Here is a 19185-nt window from a genome sequence, read left to right as displayed (position 1 = left end):
ATGACGCGTTTGGCTAATCTTCCCGCTGATATAAAGCAGTACTTAATTGTCACTGGGAATTACTGGGCATTTACGCTAACAGATGGCGCATTGAGGATGTTGGTGGTATTGCATTTTCATGCGCTTGGCTACTCGCCTTTGAGTATTGCCATGTTGTTTTTGTTTTATGAGATTTTTGGTGTTGTTACTAACTTAGTAGGTGGCTATTTAGGCGCAAGGCTTGGTTTAAACAAAACTATGAATATTGGCCTTGCCATACAGGTGGCGGCGTTGTTCATGCTGGCAGTCCCCCCTGACTGGTTGAGCGTTGCCTATGTGATGTTAGCGCAGGCTCTGTCGGGCATTGCAAAAGATCTCAATAAAATGAGTGCTAAAAGCTCAATTAAAATGCTGGTTGCCAGTGGCCAAGAAGGCACCTTGTTTAAATGGGTGGCGATACTAACGGGCTCTAAAAATGCATTAAAAGGTGTGGGTTTCTTTTTAGGTGGCTTACTTCTCACATTAATGTCGTTTAAAGGCGCAATGCTCGCGATGGCTGCCACTTTGCTGGTGGTGTGGTGTTTCAGTCTTTATGCACTTAAAAATGATTTAGGCAAAGCCAAAAACAAACCTAAGTTTAACGAGGTATTTTCAAAAAGCAGTTCAATCAACATTTTGTCAGCAGCAAGGTTGTTCTTGTTTGGTGCGCGTGATGTTTGGTTTGTTGTTGCACTTCCGGTGTTTTTATCGCAAGCCTTTGGCTGGGAGCACTGGACTGTGGGCGCTTTTCTAGCTACTTGGGTAATTGGTTATGGGATAGTGCAATCTTTTGCTCCTAAAATCATTAAGCTTAATAAGCAAACATCACCGAGTGCAGAAACAGTTAAGTGGGCATCATGGCTTGCTTTAGTGACTTTAGCGATTGCCCTTGCTATTGGCTTTGAGTGGGCTGTAAAACCTATGCTCATAGGCGGGTTGATGTTATTTGGTGTGTTATTCGCGATTAACTCATCTTTGCACAGTTACTTAATTGTTAGCATGGCCGATGCCGATGGCGTATCACTCGATGTCGGGTTTTATTACATGGCTAATGCTGTGGGGCGCTTGGTTGGTACAGTGCTGTCTGGTTTAGTTTTTCAGCTATATGGCTTGGCAGCGTGCTTGGCTATCTCACTGGTGTTTATTGTTTTTACCGTATTTATTTCAACTAAATTACCAAAACAAATTTAGTTTCATGCAAAGTAAGCTGCTCACCTATTTATTGTTGTCCATCATAATATATGAATGAAGGCATTGAAGCACTTGAATAAAAATTATTAATATCTATAAGTAGTAAAGTAACTTTTTATGAAGTTATGTGAGGTGTTATGTCAGCTTTCGCAAAGAAAATGGGCATGCCTGAAAAGAGGGGGATACAACTTAGTTAGATTCGATGTCCAAACACATTCAAGATTTATTTGAGAGTGTCTCAAATTAGCACTGCTTAGAGCCTTAAAATTATCAAAGAGCGACAGAAATCTCAGATTTTAATCGCTCTTTTGAAAATAAACCCTGCCAACAGCTTATTTATTAACTGAGTTCAATAATGCGTCTCGATTTAATATCGTGGCGCGATTTTTGCCATTAAAGTGAGCTACAAATTATGCTTTTTTAACGAACTTAGCTGTCACCATCATTTCACCGACACCATCAACTTTACAGTCGAGTTCGTGATCTTTTTTATCAAGCACTCGGCGGATTAACGCTTTGGTGCCGATTTTAATGACTTGTGAACTGCCTTTGATTTTTAAGTCTTTTGCAACGGTTACTTTGTCGCCATCAGCCAACAGCGTGCCGTTAGCGTCTTTTACATTGATAATGTCATCTTCATTGACCGTATCAGGATTCCACTCATGGGCGCACTCTGGGCAGATAAGATTATTTTGTTCCGGATAAACATATTCCGAATTACATTGTGGACAGGGAGGATAAGACATACACTTCACTCTTAATCATTTGATTCTTTGTAGTTTAACCGTTTTGGCAAAAGGATTCGATTGTTTGCTCATTTATGAGCGTTGATTTTTATTAAATTGATGAGTTTTGTCTAAGTTAATGTGATACAGCTTTATGAAAGGGAAATATAATAATGATACGATTTTTAGCTGCTTTGTTAGTGTTATTTTCATGTATGGCTTATGCAACGGATGCTCCTCACCGAGGAGACATTACCACCGATGAGTTACTTAAAGATTACCCTGCATTTAATAAAGAGTATGAGAGCTTTTCGCCAAGCAAAGAAGAGCTTGTAAAAATTAAAGCACTGCAAGGGAAGCAAGTATTGGTATTTTTGGGCACTTGGTGTCATGACTCAAAACGAGAAGTACCGCGCTTTTTAAAATTACTCAATGCTGCAAAGGTACAGTTAGATTCGCTGCGTTTAGTGGCGGTAGGCTATGATAAACGCGATCCCAATGGTCTGGCTAAGCAATACGATGTGCGTTATACGCCTACCATCATTGTCAGCGATGACGAAAAAGAGCTTGTGCGTATGATTGAGAAACCAAAGCAAAGTATTGCTGCTGATCTCACAATACAGGGTCAAATTTTATAAACTCCTCAATCGGTAAAGGCATTGATATTAAATACCCTTGCACATAATCAATGCGTTTATCGCTGACCAGCTCCCACTGCTCTGAACTCTCAACCCCTTCAGCGGTGATAGTCAGATTTAGTTGATGGGCTAAGTCACTCATGGTCTGTAAAAATAAACCATCGCGTGGGTTTTCAACGCAGTTACAAATAAAGGCGCGGTCTATTTTTACATTATCTAATGGGAATTGCTGAATCGAAGCGAGTGATGAGTAGCCAGTGCCAAAGTCATCAAGTGATAAGTCAAATCCAACGGCCTTGAGTTCATGCATTAAACTAATAGCATACTGCGTATTTTGAAATAGCGCTGATTCGGTAATTTCTAAATTAATTTTTTGTGTAGCAGGAAACAGCTGCGCTTTTTCACTTGTTAGTCGATTAACAAGGTGCGCATCTGAAAATTGTTTACGTGATAAGTTGATCGACATTTTTACATGGATATTGTTCGCCACAAGGCTATGGCAATCTTTTGCGACTCTTGCGACAATCCAGCGCGAAAGGAGGTTAATTAGCTCAGATTGCTCAGCAATGGCGATAAACTCCTGTGGGGATACAAAACCTCGTACAGGATGTTGCCAGCGAATAAGTGCCTCGCAGCCTATCAGTTTTCCATCTTTTGTATTTACAATAGGTTGATACACCATACTAAGTTGTTTATCGGTTGAAAGTGCATGCCTTAAGTCACTTTCTAAATCACTTTGTGCGATTAGTTTGTCTTTAAGAGACTGACTGTAAATGGTGTAGGCTTTTTTCTGTCGGTGGCATTCATTCATGGCAATTAATGTTGTGTTAATTTGCTCTGCTGCATCTAAATTCTGTAAGTGCGGATAGCCTATGCCAACATAAAAATGATAAAAATGAGCTGTACCTGCTGTTTCAATCAGCCCCGCGACACGGTGTTGTAGTTCATCGATGAGAGTTGCAAGTTCTTCGTCAAAAATTCCCTCTTTTAGCAAGAGCATAAAGCAGCCTAGTTTAATATGAGAGCAGAATGCTTGGTGTTGCTCTGCAAACTCAATTAAGCGATTGGCTAAGGCTTTTTGTAGTTCATTTGACGCCTTATATCCGTACATGTCTTCAATTTGCCTGTAGCCTTTAATTTCTAGGCAAATTAGAGTTAAACCCGAGTTATATTGGTTTTTAGAGCATAGGCTGGTGATATATTTTTCGCTGTAGTGGCGGTTTGCTAATCCCGTTATGGGATCAAAATGAGCTTGTTGATATAGTTCATGCTGTTTTTGCTTTTCAGCACTAATATCTTCTACTGTTCCCACCAAGGTTTTTGTTTTGTTATTCCACTCAGCATACTCATGAAACCAGCGTTGTTCACCATTGATTTTTATTGTGTACTCAAGCTCACTGGGGCTGGCTGGTTTTGCGTTTATAAAATTAAGAAATGCATTTTTATAGGCACTATCGATTTGGTCACATACTTGTTGAATTGGCTGCTTAGGTGACTTCGTTTTAAATAATTTAGTCGCTTGTGCAGAAAGGTGTCTCGATTCACTGTAAGGCGAAATGTGCCAACTGCCTACACCACTCAGTGTTTGGGCCTGTTTTAAGGCTAATGCTTGCTCAGAAAGCTCATTGGTTCGCTTTGTTAGCAATGACTCTAAGTTTTTTTCATGTTCGCGCAGGCGCAAAGTGATGCTAATTAAGTAACTAATTAAAGACGAAAAAGCTAAAACAATGAATGTTAAAATGCCTATCTCAGCATACGCACGATACGCAAATTCATCTTTTATCCCTACAATCCATAATTGATTTTTGACAGGTAGTGAACGTGTTTCCCATTTAGTATTATTAAACGCATGCTCTCCTAATAAAGGAATGTAGTTACCATCGTTGTTTTGCCACACCTCGATAATATGGGAGTGGGATACATGTTTTAATTTTATTTTATTAATAAACTCAGGAAAGCGAAGCACTACAATGCTGAATCCCCAGAAAGAGCCTTTGTTGAATATAGGTAAGCGGGCAACTAATCCAGCCCCCCCTTGAGAAAGTTGCTTTGGGCCATCAAGCTGCATTTGCTCTGTTTGAATTGCTTTTTCTAGTGAGGGTCTTATTGAAGGGACAGCAAACAAATCACTGTTAATGACTCCTTCGTGTGTAACAAGCGGATAACTGTAAGTAATAACGCCATTTGGGGCGAGTTGGATGGTTTGACTACCGTCACTATGTTTTAGAATATGCTTGGCGAGCGTTTCAAACTGTGTCTTTGTGTAGCTGGCATCACGCATCGCATCTCTAATTAAATAAGGACCGAGCAAGGCTGTTTCTAGGTTTGTTTTTAAATAGTTTGTATAACTATCAAGAACAGACTCTTGTTCAATATGATGCATTGTTTGTCTATCGAGATAAACTTTAAACGCAATAATCGAAAATAAGCAAAAAGTCAGAATGAAAGAGATCACACTTAGTGAAGATTTGTTATTATTTCGCAAAGAGTTCGTATTCCCGATTAATAATGCAATTTAAGTATTGAGCAGGTTCTTAAAAATACTAGTTTAGGGTTGTTTTATTGTCTAGTTAGTAGACATAAAATAGGGCGTTATTGCTGTTAAAAGTACAAATATTTGTACCGAGAAACAGTAACTTGAAATTTAGAAGTGTAAAAGCAATGTACCAAAGTGTTATTAAAGCCATAGATAAAGCGAATGCTGCAGACCCTAATAAAGTGACTGTAGATGGGAAACCCTATGGCAAAGAGAGCCTGTACGCTACGCGTATGAGTGAGATGTTGCAGCGTTTTAATCCATCGGCAGATGAATTGATGTGTATCGCAGCTCACGGACAACACATTGAACGTTGGCGCTCTCCTCGAAGTGACTTTCCATTAGGAAAACAAGGCTACTATCAATGGCGTACTGCTTTATATGATTTTCATGCTGAACGTGTTACAACGTTAATGCAACAGGCAGGCTATTCGTCAGATGAATGCGAGCGTGTCTATGCGGCAGTCGCTAAAAAGAATATAAAACGTAATCCCGACAGCCAACTCATTGAAGATATCGCAAGTCTTGTGTTTATTGAACATTACATGCTTGATTTTGCAAGTAGCAAGCCTGATTACGATGAGCAAAAATGGCTGGGCATTATTCGTAAAACATGGCAAAAAATGTCAAACGAAGCACATGAATTTGTACTCGCTGGTAACATCAGCTTACCTGAGCCGCTTAAACCGCTAATTACAAAAGCGCTAAATTAATTGTAAAACAAGGATGTAAAATGTATTGCCCGCGAACAAAAGTAGCGCTTGAAGAAACAACTATTGGTGATATTAAGGTTTATTTATCCCCAACTGGCGGTGTGTTTTTTGATAATCGACAAATCTTTCATTTCAGCGACCCAAGGTTAAAGCCCGCACAAGTGCTGGTGGCTCATTTACAAACACTGCCACCTGAGTCAATAGATTTAAAAAAGCGGATTCATTGTCCTAAGTGTCCTTATGTTGTCATGATGCGGCGCTTTTTTACCCCGCTTAGAGTGGTTGAAATTGATGAGTGTCCGAACTGCGCTGCAATTTGGCTAGATAATGGGGAACTTGAAAAAATTCATGAGAATCACCTAACCCCAAAAGAGCGTGAAATGCTGCGCATCGACATGGCAAATAACAATGGCTTTATTCAAGTTAAAATCCCAAAACGGCGTCATCATATTCATGTAGAAAAGTCTGCTGCCGATGAAAACTCGAACCTACAAAAGCTCGCAGAGCTTGCGTATTTGTCTTTGTTGAATGAGTGATTACTTGTATAACCTCGGTAGTTAAACTTTAGGAAATTCATTGTTCAAAGAGCAGGGGTTTTTAAGCGTAATTAATTACTTAAAAATGGTAATTTAAATCTCTACTAGACAAATGAGGGTGCCCTCGATTGCGCGAACATAGGCATAGTGTTGAGCATCTTTTTTGATTGGTGGGCATAAAGGCTCTGCCCCTGCGAGCACCGCTTTATCGTAGCTTTCAACTAAGTTCTTACAACTAAAACGTAGCTCAAAGCCAAGCGCAGGTTGCTTTGGATGGGCGCGAATGTAGCCTTGTTTAAAATAAGATTGGGCATATGGGTGAGTGGCAAATGCTAGTTTTACAGTGCCCGTTACGAGCTCGCCATACTCTGCATCATCACTGATATGATTGGTATTTAAAGCAAATGCTTGATAGTAAAAGTCGAGTACTTCTTCTACGTTATCGACGTAAATAACCTGACTTATAAACTCCATTTGTACACTCAAAGTGATTATTGATTCTTTAAATAAAGCATACTTTTTACGATTTTGCAGAGATAAAAAAACCTTGTAAGTGTTAATTACAAGGTTTTCATCTTAATAGATACCGTCGTTAAGATTTATTACGGTTTTCTTTTGCAAAGGCACGTATTTTACGTTTTTGCGATAGCGTTACTTTATTGGTACGGCCTGCGTATGGGTTATCGCCTTCTCTGAATTCAATTTTGATTGGCGTGCCCATAATACCTAATGCTTTACGATAGTAATTCATTAGGTAGCGCTTGTAGCTGTCTGGTAAGTCATGCACTTGGTTACCATGAATAACGATACGTGGCGGGTTATAACCACCGGCATGTGCATACTTAAGTTTAACACGACGACCACGAACGAGTGGCGGCTGGTGGTCTGCTTGTGCCATATCCATGATACGACGTAGCATCGCTGTGCTGATACGCTTAGTTGCTGACTCATACGCTTCGTCCACTGACTCAAACAAGTGACCAACACCGGTACCATGTAGCGCAGATATAAAGTGTAAACGAGCGAAGTCAATAAAACCTAAACGGCGGTCAAGTTCTGATTTAATACGCTCTTTCACGTAATCGTCAAGGCCATCCCATTTGTTTACCGCAACAACCAACGAGCGGCCCGCATTAAGAGCAAAGCCAAGTAAGCTTAAGTCTTGATCAGAAATACCTTCGCGCGCATCAACTACTAACAATACAACGTTAGCATCTTCAATTGCTTTAAGGGTTTTGATCACTGAGAACTTTTCAACTACATCGCTTACTTTCTTGCGCTTACGAACACCGGCGGTATCGATTAAGATGTACTCTTTATCGTTACGGGTCATCGGAATGTAGATAGAGTCGCGTGTTGTACCTGGCATATCGTAAACAATAACACGTTCTTCACCCAAGATACGGTTTGTTAGTGTTGACTTACCTACGTTAGGACGACCAATAATAGCGAGCTTTACAGGCTTATCGGCAAAGGCTTGCGCATTGTCTTCGCCTTCTTCATCTTCACTGTAAAGATCAACGAGTTCGTCATCGCTTTCTTCAAGCTCTTCTGTTTCACCTGCCAGTTCAGCGATCACAGGTTGTAGAGTTGTTTCAAGTAGTTGTGTGATGCCACGGCCGTGAGCCGCCGCAATATGATGAATATCACCTAAGCTTAATTGGAAAAACTCTGCACAGTAGGAGTCTGCATCAATACCATCTACCTTATTGGCAACAACAAAGCATTTTTTTTGCTGTTTACGCAAGTGATTAGCAATTGCTTGGTCTGCGGCAGTCATACCCGCGCGGGCATCAACTAAAAATAAGACGATATCAGCCTCTTCAATCGCAAGTAGCGACTGCTCAGCCATTTCAGTTTCGATACCATGTTCTGAGCCGTCGATACCGCCCGTGTCTACCACGATAAATTCATAGCCATCGTAATCAGCTTGGCCATATTTTCTATCTCGTGTTAAGCCAGGAAAGTCGGCAACGAGGGCGTCACGAGTACGTGTTAAACGGTTAAATAATGTGGATTTGCCCACATTGGGTCGCCCAACAAGAGCGATCACGGGAAGCATAAACTACCTCTTAAAAAAACAACAAAAGGCTTCGCTAAGCGAAGCCTTATAAAAAGTACAAGTAATATTAATAAGTTAGTCTGGAATTTTGACCGCGCTAACTTCACCATCTCGGGTGTATAAAATTAATTTGTCACCAGCAACAACAGGCTCAACGAAGAAACCTGAGCTGTCAAAGTCTTCACGAGAAACAAGCTCACCTGTTTCTTTATTTAGCCAATGTAGGTTACCTTCTTGGTCGCCAAGGGCTATATAATTCCCTGCAATGGTTGGTCCTGTAAGGTACCAACCGCGCAGTGCTGGCTGACTCCAACGTTCAATGCCTGATGATTTATCTAAAGCATAAATTACGCCATCGCTATCGACAACGTAAATGTGTTGGCTATCCATAGATAAGTCACGATAGCTGCTGTACTCTCGTTTCCAGACAACATTACCAGAACGAATATCAACAGCTGCTAAGTTACCATTATAGGCGATAGCGTAAGCATATGGGCCACTAATTAATGCTTGTGTATCAACATCAACAAGACGCTCGAATTCAGAAGCCCCTTTTGGCGTTGCAATTTCAGCACTCCATGCAGAGTAGCCATTTTCTGAAATAAGCACGCTTAATCGGCCCGTTTCAAGGCCAAGTAGAACGCCACCATTTGCAACGGTTGGAGAGCTTTGCCCGCGTAACGTAAGAGGGGGTACTTCTTGTTCAAAGCGCCAACGCTCTTCACCGGTATCTGGGTGAACAGCTAATAGTTTACCTGAGCCTAAGTTAACGAACACCAGACCATCACCGGCGGCTGGTTTAGACAGTACTTCACCAGGCATGGTTTTACGCCAGGCAATTTCACCTGTTTCGCGATCAAGCGCGGTTAAGTAGCCGTGCTCAGAGCCAACAAAAATTTTGCCGTATGCTTGTAAAATACCGCCAGAAAGCTTCGCGCTTTCTGTACTTTCCCATGGCCAAAATGCTGGGTTTTCACGTACGTCTGTTTGCCATAGTGTATCGCCATTTTCAAGCGATAGGGCTTCAACTTCACCTTCACGGTTCGCTACATACACAACATCATTATGCACTGCAGGTGTCAGGCGAGAAAAGTAATGCTCTACACCATCACCGATTGATTCTTGCCAAATGATGTCTGTTTCAAATTGATTAACGATTTCTGGCAGCACTAATTCTTCTTCGTCATCACTTGACGAACACCCTGTTAGGGTTGCAATACACAGAGCAAGTGTAGCCGCTGTTAACTTCTTCATCTTAACCCCTTACGCCGCTGGGCTAGTTTGTGCTAAGTCATCAAGTTTAATTTGTAATAAAGGGTTATTCTCAAGACCCCCTTTGTCAGCAGCTGCTTGATACTGTGTACGTGCCTGAGCCTTATCACCTTGCGCAGAAAAAATATCACCTTTAAGTTCAGCGACAGTTGCTGCAAATGATTCAGGTAACTGCGAGTTTAAAGTAGCCAGCGCTTGGTCATATTGTTTTTGGGCAATATGAACACGTGCAAGACGTGTTGCAGCCGTTGCTTTTAACTCAGGGTTTTTCTCATTCGTGATGATCCAGTTAAGCTTTTCGCTTGCTGCATCAAGATCATTTTTTTCTACTGCTTCTTTTGCTGCAACAAATGCTGTTAGAGTACTGTAACTTGATTCGCTATTCTCATTGATAAACGTATCTGCTTTGTCTAACACTGCGCCGCTATCAACAAGTTTAGTGAAAGAATCTGATGCTGTTTCAGCTGTTGTGATTTGGTTTTGGTTATACGCTTTCCAACCGTATAAACCACCTAAACCAGCAACAATACCAATAGCTAGTGCGACACCATTTTCACGGAAAAAGCGTTTAATCGCTTCTGCTTGTTGTTCTTCTGTTGAATAAATATCCATGCTTACCTCTGTTGCTCACTGGGCTTATATAAGCGCAGCAAGTAGCGTCTTCGCTTCTTCTAATTTTAGGGTGACTTGTTCTTTACGCTCTCGTAAGTACTTAATAGTCACAACGCCTTGTTCTAATTCATCTTCGCCGATAATTACCGCGACTAATGCATCGCTCTTATCTGCGCGTTTTAATTGCTTTTTAAAGTTGCCGCCGCCAGCGTGCACCATCACACGTAAGCCCGCAACATCTTTACGTAATTGAGCGGCAATAAGCGGTGCTTGAATACTGGCTTTATCGCCCATGGCTGCCAAATATACATCAGCACTACGGCGAATGTCACCAACGGATTCTAACGCTTGAAGTAACAGTACTAAGCGCTCAAGACCCATTGCAAAACCAACCGCTGGCGTGGCTTTACCACCAAGTTGTTCAACTAGGCCATCATAACGGCCACCGGCACAAACCGTTCCTTGTGCGCCTAGGCTATCTGTCACCCACTCAAAAACGGTGCGGTTGTAGTAGTCAAGGCCGCGCACGAGCTTTTCATTTACCGTGTATTCGACGCCTGCGGCGTCTAAACGTTCACATAAATTTTCAAAATGTTCTTTTGATTCAGCGTCTAAGTGCTCAGATAGCTTAGGAGCATCTGTTAAAATAGCTTGTACATCAGGGTTTTTACTATCTAGAACGCGTAATGGGTTAGTGTGCATACGACGCTTTGAGTCTTCATCGAGCACATCGACGTGTTGCTCTAAGTAAGCTACAAGTGCATCACGGTATTCAGCACGCGCTTCGTTAGAACCTAGTGAGTTAAGCTCAAGACGAACGTGCTCGCTGATACCAAATTCTTTCCATAATTGAGCTGTTAGCAAAATAACTTCTGCATCGATATCAGCAGTGGCGATGCCGAATGTTTCTAAGCCAAATTGGTGGAATTGACGGTAACGGCCTTTTTGTGGACGCTCGTGACGAAACATCGGGCCCATGTACCATAAACGTTGTTCTTGGTTGTACAGTAAACCATTTTGATTACCTGCACGCACACATACCGCAGTCCCTTCAGGGCGAAGAGTTAGGTTATCACCATTTCGGTCAGCAAAGGTGTACATTTCCTTTTCAACGATATCGGTTACTTCACCGATTGAACGCTTAAAAAGATCGGTCGACTCAACAATAGGAAAACGAATTTCTTGATAACCAAACGATGAAACTGTTTCACGTAAAATGTCTTCTACTTTCTGCCAAATTTGCGTATCGCCTGGCAGACAATCGTTCATACCACGCACTGCCTGAATTTGTTTTGCCACTGATAAATCCTAAATACTGTACTTGCGCAAAAATGTTCTGCGCATCAAGAAAACTGAAAAATTGACCCGTTATTATACCGTTTGGACGGTAAAGGTAAACGGCAAACCCAAGGGTTTGCCGACTATATGCTAATTATTCTACTATTTTGATGTCGATTGGCGTTTCTTTTTCTTTTTTAGCGATAAAGTCACGCACATACCCTTCAAGTTGCTCAACAATGTTGTCGTTATCGATACGTGCTTTTTGACGCTCACCGTTGATGTATAAACCTGAACGGCGATTTGCGCCTGCAAGACCAATATCGCTAACAAGTGCTTCGCCTGGGCCATTTACCACACAGCCAATAACTGACACTGACATGGGTTCAACAACGTCTTCTAAACGTTCTTCGAGCTGGTTCATGGTACTTACCACATCAAACTCTTGGCGTGAGCAGCTAGGGCAGGCAATGAAGTTAATGCCGCGTGAGCGAATGCGCAGTGATTTTAAAATATCAAAACCCACTTTAATTTCTTGCACGGGATCTGCAGCAAGGGAAACGCGTAATGTATCACCAATGCCTTCGGCAAGTAGCATTCCTAAACCAACGGCTGACTTAACAGAGCCAGAACGCATACCGCCTGCTTCAGTGATACCTAGGTGCAACGGTTGGTCAATTTCTTTCGCAAGTAATCGATACGCACCCACAGCTAAAAATACATCAGATGCTTTAACCGACACTTTAAATTGATCAAAGTCTAAACGTTGTAGAATTTCAACATGACGCATTGCTGATTCAAGCAAGGCTTCTGGTGTTGGTTCACCGTACTTTTCTTGTAAGTCACGCTCTAATGAGCCGCCATTTACACCAATACGAATTGGAATATTATGCTCGCGCGCAGAATCAACGACAGCACGAATACGCTCTTCGCTACCAATATTACCAGGATTGATACGTAAACAGTCAGCGCCATATTGTGCTACTTTTAGCGCAATTCGGTAGTCAAAATGAATATCCGTCACAAGTGGAATAGTCACTTGCTCTTTAATGCTTTTAAACGCTTCAGCAGCATCCATCGTTGGGACTGAAACACGAACAATATCGGCGCCTGCATCTTGAATAGCTTGGATTTGCGCCACAGTGGCATCAACATCAAGCGTATCAGTATTTGTCATTGACTGAACAGCAATCGGGGCGCCGTCACCAATCGGAACGTTACCTACATTGATACGTTTCGATTTTCTGCGTTTAATGGGAGATTCTGAAAACATTGTGGTTACTCTGATAACGGTAAAGTAAATTTAGCTAATCGATTTTTGGCAAAGTGCGAGGTGTCGATAGCTTCACCTTGGAAAGTAATATCAACAACTTGATGCTTGCCTAACACAATATTAAAAGGCTGTGCGCCAGTTACTGTCATCACATAGCCTGCCTTTTTTACACCAAAGGCTACACGATCGCCATTGCCGTCATGTATTTCGACCCAGCTATCTTCATTGAAGTTCATTACAATGGTGCTATGTTCAGGGTCATTTTTTTTCGTTTTTTCAATTGCGGTAGACACCGTAGGTTTTGACGGTTCCACAGTTTGTGTCGCAGGTGTTTCATCTAACGATGTGTTTTGCGGCTCAGATAAACCAGTTGTTTGCTCTGTATTCTGAACAGCTGCTGTCGTCTCTTCAGTCGGCCTCGCAGGCTCATTTTTTTCAAGCTGATTTGGCATGGCTGCATTCACTGGCTCTTCTAAGTTTGGTGCGCTATTTTGCCACCACCAAAATACGGATGAGCCAATGACTATTGCTAAAATAAAATAGCTGAATAGCATTAATCGACTGTCGTGCGCTTCTTTTTCTGTGCGACGAGAAAAGCTTTGCATGTTGGACTTTTTAGTTGGTTCAACATGTTCTGGTAAGAGAGTGAGAATCTCTTGGCAGTCTAGTTTTAGCTCTCGGCAATAGCTTTTTACATAGCCTTTTACAAAAGTAGCAGGGCCAAGAAGTGTGTGCTCGTCATTTTCTAAACGTTGTAATTGTAACACTGATAATTTCAATGCACCTGCAAGCTGCTCAAGGCTCATTCCCGCTTTTTCGCGGTGCTGTTTTAGTACTTGGCCGAGCGTTTCTTGCGGTTGTTCTGTATTTTTTTCTTCATTCATAATGCGTATGAGTCAGGGTCTACCAATAAGAGTCTATGTCCAGGTTCGAGGGCAACATCTGGACTTAATTTGTTCCAGCGCATTAATTGATCGATCAACACGCTGTGCTCAGTGGCAATGCCAAAAAGGGTATCACCGGTATTTATGTTGTGATAAATGTGCGGATCATTTAAATAGATTTTTGTGCCGTTTTGCACACGATCCGATTCCTTTAAGCCATTCCACTGCAAAATTTTCTGTAGTTTAACATTGTATCGCACCGAAATGCTAAACAGGTTTTCGCCGTTTTGAATAATATGATAAGGGATATTCAGCGCAGGTACACTTGGGTTCAGCATCGGTAAGTTTGTATGCTCGTTCGTTACACTAAAGTGCGTTTGGGTGGTGTTTTGAGTCTCTTTTGAGTTTGCACTAAACACGCTTTCATCTTTTTCTGCTTCGTAAAAAACAACCGTGCTCGCGTCATTACTTTTCGCTTGAGATTGCGCTGTTGTTTGCTGCTTGGTGGCAGGTTTTTTTGGCGCACCAAACGAGACAATAGTAATATCGTCACTCTGTGTTGCAACGGGAGCTGCTACTGTCGTGCTAGGTGAAGTTGTTACTTCAGTTGGCTCTTCTATTGTTGTTTTTTGGTTTACTGAATTATCGGTTGGCGTATTTTGAACAACCGCACTTTCAGCTTTTACAGCTGATGGTTGCGCTGCTGGTGCTGCTACTTTTGCTGCTATCACTTGTGGTTGCGAAGTTTTTGGCGGTGCTTTTTTCTTCACAATGCGTATTTTGGGTTGATCTTTACTGACAGCAAAGGTGTTGTTTGAGACCTGTAGCTCTTTGAGCTGTGATTGACGATACTTTTCGCGCAAAATTTCAAATTCAGTGCGTTTTAGTTGCTCCGATGAAATTGCTTTGGCCTCAGTTGAACCTGGGTACGTTTGTAAAATAATCCCTGCGGTGGTTTGGGCTTTTTCTATATGTCCCATGCGTTGCTGAATTAAATAACTTAGCATGAGCGCGCGTGGTGTCACTCTGCCGGTCGCTTCATATTTTTCGACGACCTCTTGTGCCTTATGCAAGTCGCTTTTTGCATAATATAAACCAGCAAGGCTGATCAGCGAAGAAGGGCGTTGTGAACTATGACTCAGGGCCGATTTTAAGTATTTTTCTGCATTTTCAAAGTCATCAAATTCAATAGCACACAAGGCTAAGTTTTCATAACTTTCTGCTACTCGGATGTAGCTCGGAATTGAAATAGCTTTAAGCAGTTCTTCGGCTGCGCGGTCATATTCACCAATACCGCACAAAAACACACCATAGTTATTTAATGTATTAGGATCATTAGGGTCAATGCGTAATGCTTGTTGATAAGCTTTGTCTGCAAGTTCAGGTTCATCAACCTGTTGATAATAATAAGCAAGAGAGTAATGAACTTCAGGGAGCTCAGGAGCAAAATCAGCAGCACGTTCTAGGTTATATTTTGCTTGCGAGTTATTGCCAGTTTTTAAATACTGTAGAGCAAGTGCTATACGTGTGCGTGCCGCACCTGTGTTGTTGATTTTGTTCTCTACAACCGGTTTGTTACTGCCGTTATAGCTGTTTTCTGTGACACATCCTGTTAATGCTAAAGTACTAACAGTTATGGCAAGTAAAGATCGCATTACCTAATCTCTTGTTTGATTCCGTATGCCTATCTTACCGAAAAGCCTTTGTGTTGCATCTATTATTTTAAAAATAACAGGCTTGCTACAAAGGCTTATCTTTTATTTTCGTGTTTATGCTTGGTGAATGTTCACCGAAATTGCATTGTCTTCACGCATTTTCTTTTTCGCTAGGCGTTTGGTGCGGTCAACAACATCACCTACTAACTGACCACATGCTGCATCAATGTCATCACCGCGAGTACGACGAACAATACAGGTAATACCTGCAGCTTGTAATACTTTAGAGAAACGGTCTATGCGGCTATTGCTCGAACGGCCATATTCATTACCTGGGAATGGGTTAAATGGAATCAGGTTTACTTTCGATGGTGTGCCTTTGAGTGTTTTAACTAGTTCATGGGCTTGATCTGTGCTGTCGTTGACACCTTGCAGCATGACGTACTCAATTGTCACGTCTTTGTTTGCTTTAGAGCCATCAATATAACGACGACACGCCGCTAAAAACTCTTCAATTGGGTACTTTTTATTAATTGGTACAAGTACATCACGCAGCTCATTGTTTGGCGCATGGAGTGAAATAGCGAGTGCGACGTCGATCTTCTCTTTTAATAAATCAAGCGCAGGCACCACACCTGATGTACTTAATGTTACACGGCGTTTTGACAGGCCAAAACCCCAATCATCCATCATCAGCTCCATCGCTGGCACAACGTTTTTAAGATTAAGCAATGGCTCACCCATGCCCATCATTACAACGTTAGTTACAGGGCGTTTAGTACTGTCGCCATCTAAACCGATGTCTTTGGCGACACGCCAAACTTGACCAATGATTTCAGACACCGCTAAGTTACGGTTGAAGCCTTGTTGTGCTGTTGAGCAGAATGTACATTCAAGCGCACAACCAACTTGTGATGAAACACATAAAGTTGCACGATCTTTTTCTGGGATCCACACAGCTTCAACTTCTTGGCCGCCTTGTAGCAAAAGAGCATATTTGATGGTGCCATCACTTGCTACTTGTTTAACTGAGATCTCAGGAGCGACAATTTCACACTCAGCTTTAAGCTTCTCTTTCAGCTTTTTGTTGACGTTCGTCATGTCGTCAAAATTGTCTACACCAAAATGATAAATCCATTTCATCACCTGATCGCCACGAAATGGCTTTTCACCGAACGATACAAATAGCTCGCGCATTGCATCTCGGTTTAAATCTAATAAGTTAATCTTTTTTTCAGTGGCCATGAAACAACCTCAATCAGTGACGGTGATGGTATTAATAATTTGGGTGCGCGATTGTATATTATTTAATCGCTTTAGTCATTAGCTAAACAGATTTATAACAGGCTTAGCTAATGACTAAAAAAGGGCCCGAAAGCCCTTTTTCTTCTGCATCACAGACTTAGCTGTGAACTCGAAATTAACGAGTACGTGGGCAGATTTCTTCGTCAGCGAAGAAGTATGCGATTTCACGTGCAGCTGATTCAACAGCGTCTGAACCGTGAACAGCGTTTTCGTCGATGCTGTCTGCGTAGTCAGCACGTAATGTACCAGCTAGTGCTTCAGCAGGGTTAGTAGCACCCATGATTTCACGGTTTTTAAGAACTGCGTTCTCACCTTCAAGAACAGTAACCATTACTGGACCAGATGTCATGAACTCAACTAAAGCACCGAAGAAAGGACGCTCGCTGTGCTCAGCGTAGAAACCTTCAGCTTTTTCTTTTGAAAGGTGAACCATTTTAGCTGCAACGATTTTAAGACCCGCAGTTTCGAAACGGTTGTAGATAGCACCGATGTGGTTTTTAGCAACTGCATCAGGTTTTACGATTGAAAAAGTACGCTCTAAAGCCATCTTTATGCTCCAATAATTTTAAATTTAAAAGGTTAAATATTAACGGCCGCGAATTATACGCGCTTTACGTTAAAATTCCTAATTTTATTAAATAGTGCATCCATGTCATTTTCATGACCTTACCTGAGGGATTATTGCTGGTCAGTTTTTATTTGATGATTCAGCGCGGTTTGTGGGCTAATTTTAACTTAGGAATTTACATTACTATTGAGGGGAAAGTACACATGTAGCGGCTTTTCTATTTGTGCATATTGTAAACTCAAAAATCAATTATCTTGGGCACTTAGTTGAGTTTGAACAAAAAAGCGGATCTTACAGTCAGTCGTCTTTTATAGACTCATTGCAACCTTGCTGAGTTATCGCCAATTATGATCTAGATCAATAAAAAAAATAGGCAGATTATTATACTCCCGCGCTCAATTATTCTATTAATTCATGCAACCGACTTGTACTCGGTTCGATGTGTGGAGCTTTCATGTCGTCACCTATTTTGACCCCTCGTCCTTTTACGCCTGAGTTGTTATCACCTGCGGGTAGTTTAAAGAATATGCGTTATGCCTTCGCCTATGGTGCAGATGCTGTTTATGCAGGTCAGCCTCGTTATAGCCTTCGTGTTCGTAACAATGAGTTTGACCTAGATAATCTACAAATAGGTATCAATGAAGCGCACGCACAAAATAAAAAATTGTATGTGGTGTCGAACATTGCTCCTCACAATGCCAAGGTAAAATCCTACTTACGCGATATTGAGCCTGTTATTGCTATGCAACCTGATGCGCTAATTATGTCTGATCCTGGGCTTATTATGCTGGTTCGTGAAAAATGGCCTGATATGCCAATTCACTTATCTGTGCAGGCTAATGCGGTGAACTATGCCACAGTTAACTTTTGGGCAAAGCAAGGTATTGAACGAGTCATTTTATCGCGCGAATTATCGCTTGAAGAAATCGCTGAAATTCGCCAGCTATGCCCGAATACAGAACTTGAAGTGTTTGTTCATGGTGCGCTCTGTATGGCATATTCTGGTCGTTGTTTGTTATCGGGTTATATTAATAAACGGGATCCAAACCAAGGAACGTGTACCAATGCATGTCGTTGGAATTACGATGTAAAACCAGGCACCGAGAATGAAACCGGTGAAATGGTACATAAAATCGACCCTAAAGCGGTGATCCCAACACTGGGAGATGGCGCACCCAGTAACGAAGTATTTATGCTGGAAGAGCAAGGCCGACCAGGTGAATACATGCCTGCTTTTGAAGACGAGCATGGTACTTACATTATGAACTCAAAAGACCTACGTGCAGTTCAATATGTTGATCAGCTTACTAAAATGGGCGTGCATAGTTTAAAAATTGAAGGCCGTACTAAGTCTTTCTATTATGTTGCACGTACTGCGCAAGTGTACCGTAAAGCGATTGATGATGCGGTTGCAGGCCGTCCATTTGATGCGAACTTATTTAAAACCCTCGAAAACTTAGCACACCGCGGTTATACCGAAGGGTTTTTAAAGCGCCATGCGCACCAAGACTATCAAAATTATGAGTACGGTCATTCGGTATCTGATAAGCAGCAGTTTGTTGGTGAAGTATTAGGTCGCAACAGTAATGGCTTAGTTGAAATTGATGTGAAAAATAAATTCTGTACTGGTCATTCACTTGAACTAATGACGCCAAAAGGCAATATTAATTTTAACCTTGAGTTCATGGAAAATAAAAAAGGCGAGGCTATCAGTGATGCAAAAGGCTCGGGTCATATTGTAAAAATTCCTTTGCCAGAAGACATCGACTTAGACCACGCTATTTTGATGCGTAACCTTGATGCCGACCAAGATACCCGTAACCCATTCAATAAAGCTTAACAACAAGATGCGTTAGGTCATACTTAGCGCATTTTATTCACCTTTTTTGCTATTTCACTGTCTCTAATAATTATTTTTA

17 protein-coding genes are annotated in these 19185 nt (G+C 41.6%); 5 read left to right on the top strand and 12 right to left on the bottom strand.

Going from position 1 to position 19185, the window contains the following annotated elements; all coding sequences use genetic code 11:
* On the top strand, positions 1-1209 hold the full coding sequence (arsJ, locus tag PAARA_RS03660) for an organoarsenical effux MFS transporter ArsJ (RefSeq protein WP_062567719.1): 1209 nt from the start codon (positions 1-3) through the stop codon (positions 1207-1209).
* 410 nt (positions 1210-1619) lie between these two features.
* On the opposite strand, the gene PAARA_RS03655 is transcribed toward arsJ, so the two are convergent.
* A complete protein-coding gene (locus PAARA_RS03655) occupies positions 1620-1955 on the bottom strand; it encodes a zinc ribbon domain-containing protein YjdM (protein WP_062567718.1) in 336 nt (111 codons plus the stop codon).
* Between the two features lie 152 nt (positions 1956-2107).
* Between PAARA_RS03655 and PAARA_RS03650 the strand changes: the two genes are divergently transcribed.
* Positions 2108-2572: a TlpA family protein disulfide reductase gene (locus PAARA_RS03650; protein ID WP_062567717.1), complete on the top strand. Its 465-nt coding sequence runs from the start codon at positions 2108-2110 to the stop codon at positions 2570-2572.
* Here the strand turns inward: PAARA_RS03650 and PAARA_RS03645 are convergent.
* Positions 2547-4955 (bottom strand): bifunctional diguanylate cyclase/phosphodiesterase, encoded by a 2409-nt coding sequence (locus PAARA_RS03645; protein ID WP_062567716.1) that lies wholly within the window; start codon positions 4953-4955, stop codon positions 2547-2549. The genes PAARA_RS03650 and PAARA_RS03645 overlap by 26 nt on opposite strands.
* 278 nt (positions 4956-5233) lie before the next feature.
* Here PAARA_RS03645 and PAARA_RS03640 point away from each other — a divergent pair, with 278 nt between their 5' ends.
* Entirely contained in the window at positions 5234-5821 is a 588-nt protein-coding gene (locus tag PAARA_RS03640; RefSeq protein ID WP_062567715.1) for a DUF4202 domain-containing protein, read from the top strand.
* 20 nt (positions 5822-5841) lie between these two features.
* Entirely contained in the window at positions 5842-6357 is a 516-nt protein-coding gene (locus tag PAARA_RS03635; protein WP_062567714.1) for a TFIIB-type zinc ribbon-containing protein, read from the top strand.
* A gap of 93 nt (positions 6358-6450) precedes the next feature.
* On the opposite strand, the gene PAARA_RS03630 is transcribed toward PAARA_RS03635, so the two are convergent.
* From PAARA_RS03630 to ndk, 10 genes are all read right to left on the bottom strand, one after another.
* Entirely contained in the window at positions 6451-6831 is a 381-nt protein-coding gene (locus PAARA_RS03630) for a VOC family protein (protein WP_062567713.1), read from the bottom strand.
* A gap of 118 nt (positions 6832-6949) precedes the next feature.
* Complete coding sequence (der, locus tag PAARA_RS03625; RefSeq protein WP_062567712.1) at positions 6950-8419, bottom strand: ribosome biogenesis GTPase Der; 1470 nt, start codon at positions 8417-8419, stop codon at positions 6950-6952.
* A 75-nt stretch (positions 8420-8494) separates the two neighbouring features.
* On the bottom strand, positions 8495-9673 hold the full coding sequence (gene bamB / locus PAARA_RS03620) for an outer membrane protein assembly factor BamB (protein WP_062567711.1): 1179 nt from the start codon (positions 9671-9673) through the stop codon (positions 8495-8497).
* 9 nt (positions 9674-9682) lie between these two features.
* Complete coding sequence (locus PAARA_RS03615; protein WP_062567710.1) at positions 9683-10303, bottom strand: YfgM family protein; 621 nt, start codon at positions 10301-10303, stop codon at positions 9683-9685.
* A 24-nt stretch (positions 10304-10327) separates the two neighbouring features.
* Positions 10328-11602, bottom strand: coding sequence for a histidine--tRNA ligase (gene hisS, locus PAARA_RS03610; protein ID WP_062567709.1), 1275 nt, complete (start codon positions 11600-11602; stop codon positions 10328-10330).
* Between the two features lie 133 nt (positions 11603-11735).
* Entirely contained in the window at positions 11736-12854 is a 1119-nt protein-coding gene (ispG, locus tag PAARA_RS03605; protein ID WP_062567708.1) for a flavodoxin-dependent (E)-4-hydroxy-3-methylbut-2-enyl-diphosphate synthase, read from the bottom strand.
* 5 nt (positions 12855-12859) lie between these two features.
* Positions 12860-13738, bottom strand: coding sequence for a RodZ domain-containing protein (locus tag PAARA_RS03600; RefSeq protein ID WP_062567707.1), 879 nt, complete (start codon positions 13736-13738; stop codon positions 12860-12862).
* A complete protein-coding gene (pilW, locus tag PAARA_RS03595) occupies positions 13735-15393 on the bottom strand; it encodes a type IV pilus biogenesis/stability protein PilW (RefSeq protein WP_062567706.1) in 1659 nt (552 codons plus the stop codon). The genes PAARA_RS03600 and pilW overlap by 4 nt, the downstream gene beginning before the upstream one ends.
* 114 nt (positions 15394-15507) lie before the next feature.
* On the bottom strand, positions 15508-16638 hold the full coding sequence (rlmN, locus tag PAARA_RS03590; RefSeq protein WP_062567705.1) for a dual-specificity RNA methyltransferase RlmN: 1131 nt from the start codon (positions 16636-16638) through the stop codon (positions 15508-15510).
* 175 nt (positions 16639-16813) lie between these two features.
* Positions 16814-17245, bottom strand: a complete 432-nt coding sequence (gene ndk / locus PAARA_RS03585) for a nucleoside-diphosphate kinase (RefSeq protein WP_036972405.1) — start codon at positions 17243-17245, stop codon at positions 16814-16816.
* A 475-nt stretch (positions 17246-17720) separates the two neighbouring features.
* On the opposite strand from ndk, the gene trhP reads away from it, so the two are divergent.
* Positions 17721-19106: a prephenate-dependent tRNA uridine(34) hydroxylase TrhP gene (trhP, locus tag PAARA_RS03580; RefSeq protein ID WP_062567704.1), complete on the top strand. Its 1386-nt coding sequence runs from the start codon at positions 17721-17723 to the stop codon at positions 19104-19106.
* The last annotated feature ends 79 nt before the right edge of the window (positions 19107-19185 follow it).

Source organism: Pseudoalteromonas arabiensis (genome assembly GCF_001550155.1).
GTDB lineage: Bacteria > Pseudomonadota > Gammaproteobacteria > Enterobacterales > Alteromonadaceae > Pseudoalteromonas > Pseudoalteromonas arabiensis.
The sequence above is the reverse complement of the archived record's forward strand: the minus strand, read 5'-3'. Positions and strand labels throughout refer to the sequence as shown.

Bases quoted from the DNA above. Each gene is read 5' to 3' on its own strand.
- PAARA_RS03640 (WP_062567715.1), top strand. From the start codon at position 5,234: ATGTACCAAAGTGTTATTAAAGCCATAGATAAAGCGAATGCTGCAGAC.
- der (WP_062567712.1), bottom strand. From the start codon at position 8,419: ATGCTTCCCGTGATCGCTCTTGTTGGGCGACCCAATGTGGGCAAATCC.
- PAARA_RS03645 (WP_062567716.1), bottom strand. From the start codon at position 4,955: ATGCATCATATTGAACAAGAGTCTGTTCTTGATAGTTATACAAACTAT.
- PAARA_RS03630 (WP_062567713.1), bottom strand. From the start codon at position 6,831: ATGGAGTTTATAAGTCAGGTTATTTACGTCGATAACGTAGAAGAAGTA.
- trhP (WP_062567704.1), top strand. From the start codon at position 17,721: ATGTCGTCACCTATTTTGACCCCTCGTCCTTTTACGCCTGAGTTGTTA.
- PAARA_RS03655 (WP_062567718.1), bottom strand. From the start codon at position 1,955: ATGTCTTATCCTCCCTGTCCACAATGTAATTCGGAATATGTTTATCCG.
- ispG (WP_062567708.1), bottom strand. From the start codon at position 12,854: ATGTTTTCAGAATCTCCCATTAAACGCAGAAAATCGAAACGTATCAAT.
- PAARA_RS03650 (WP_062567717.1), top strand. From the start codon at position 2,108: ATGATACGATTTTTAGCTGCTTTGTTAGTGTTATTTTCATGTATGGCT.
- pilW (WP_062567706.1), bottom strand. From the start codon at position 15,393: ATGCGATCTTTACTTGCCATAACTGTTAGTACTTTAGCATTAACAGGA.
- ndk (WP_036972405.1), bottom strand. From the start codon at position 17,245: ATGGCTTTAGAGCGTACTTTTTCAATCGTAAAACCTGATGCAGTTGCT.
- PAARA_RS03615 (WP_062567710.1), bottom strand. From the start codon at position 10,303: ATGGATATTTATTCAACAGAAGAACAACAAGCAGAAGCGATTAAACGC.
- rlmN (WP_062567705.1), bottom strand. From the start codon at position 16,638: ATGGCCACTGAAAAAAAGATTAACTTATTAGATTTAAACCGAGATGCA.
- bamB (WP_062567711.1), bottom strand. From the start codon at position 9,673: ATGAAGAAGTTAACAGCGGCTACACTTGCTCTGTGTATTGCAACCCTA.
- arsJ (WP_062567719.1), top strand. From the start codon at position 1: ATGACGCGTTTGGCTAATCTTCCCGCTGATATAAAGCAGTACTTAATT.
- PAARA_RS03600 (WP_062567707.1), bottom strand. From the start codon at position 13,738: ATGAATGAAGAAAAAAATACAGAACAACCGCAAGAAACGCTCGGCCAA.
- PAARA_RS03635 (WP_062567714.1), top strand. From the start codon at position 5,842: ATGTATTGCCCGCGAACAAAAGTAGCGCTTGAAGAAACAACTATTGGT.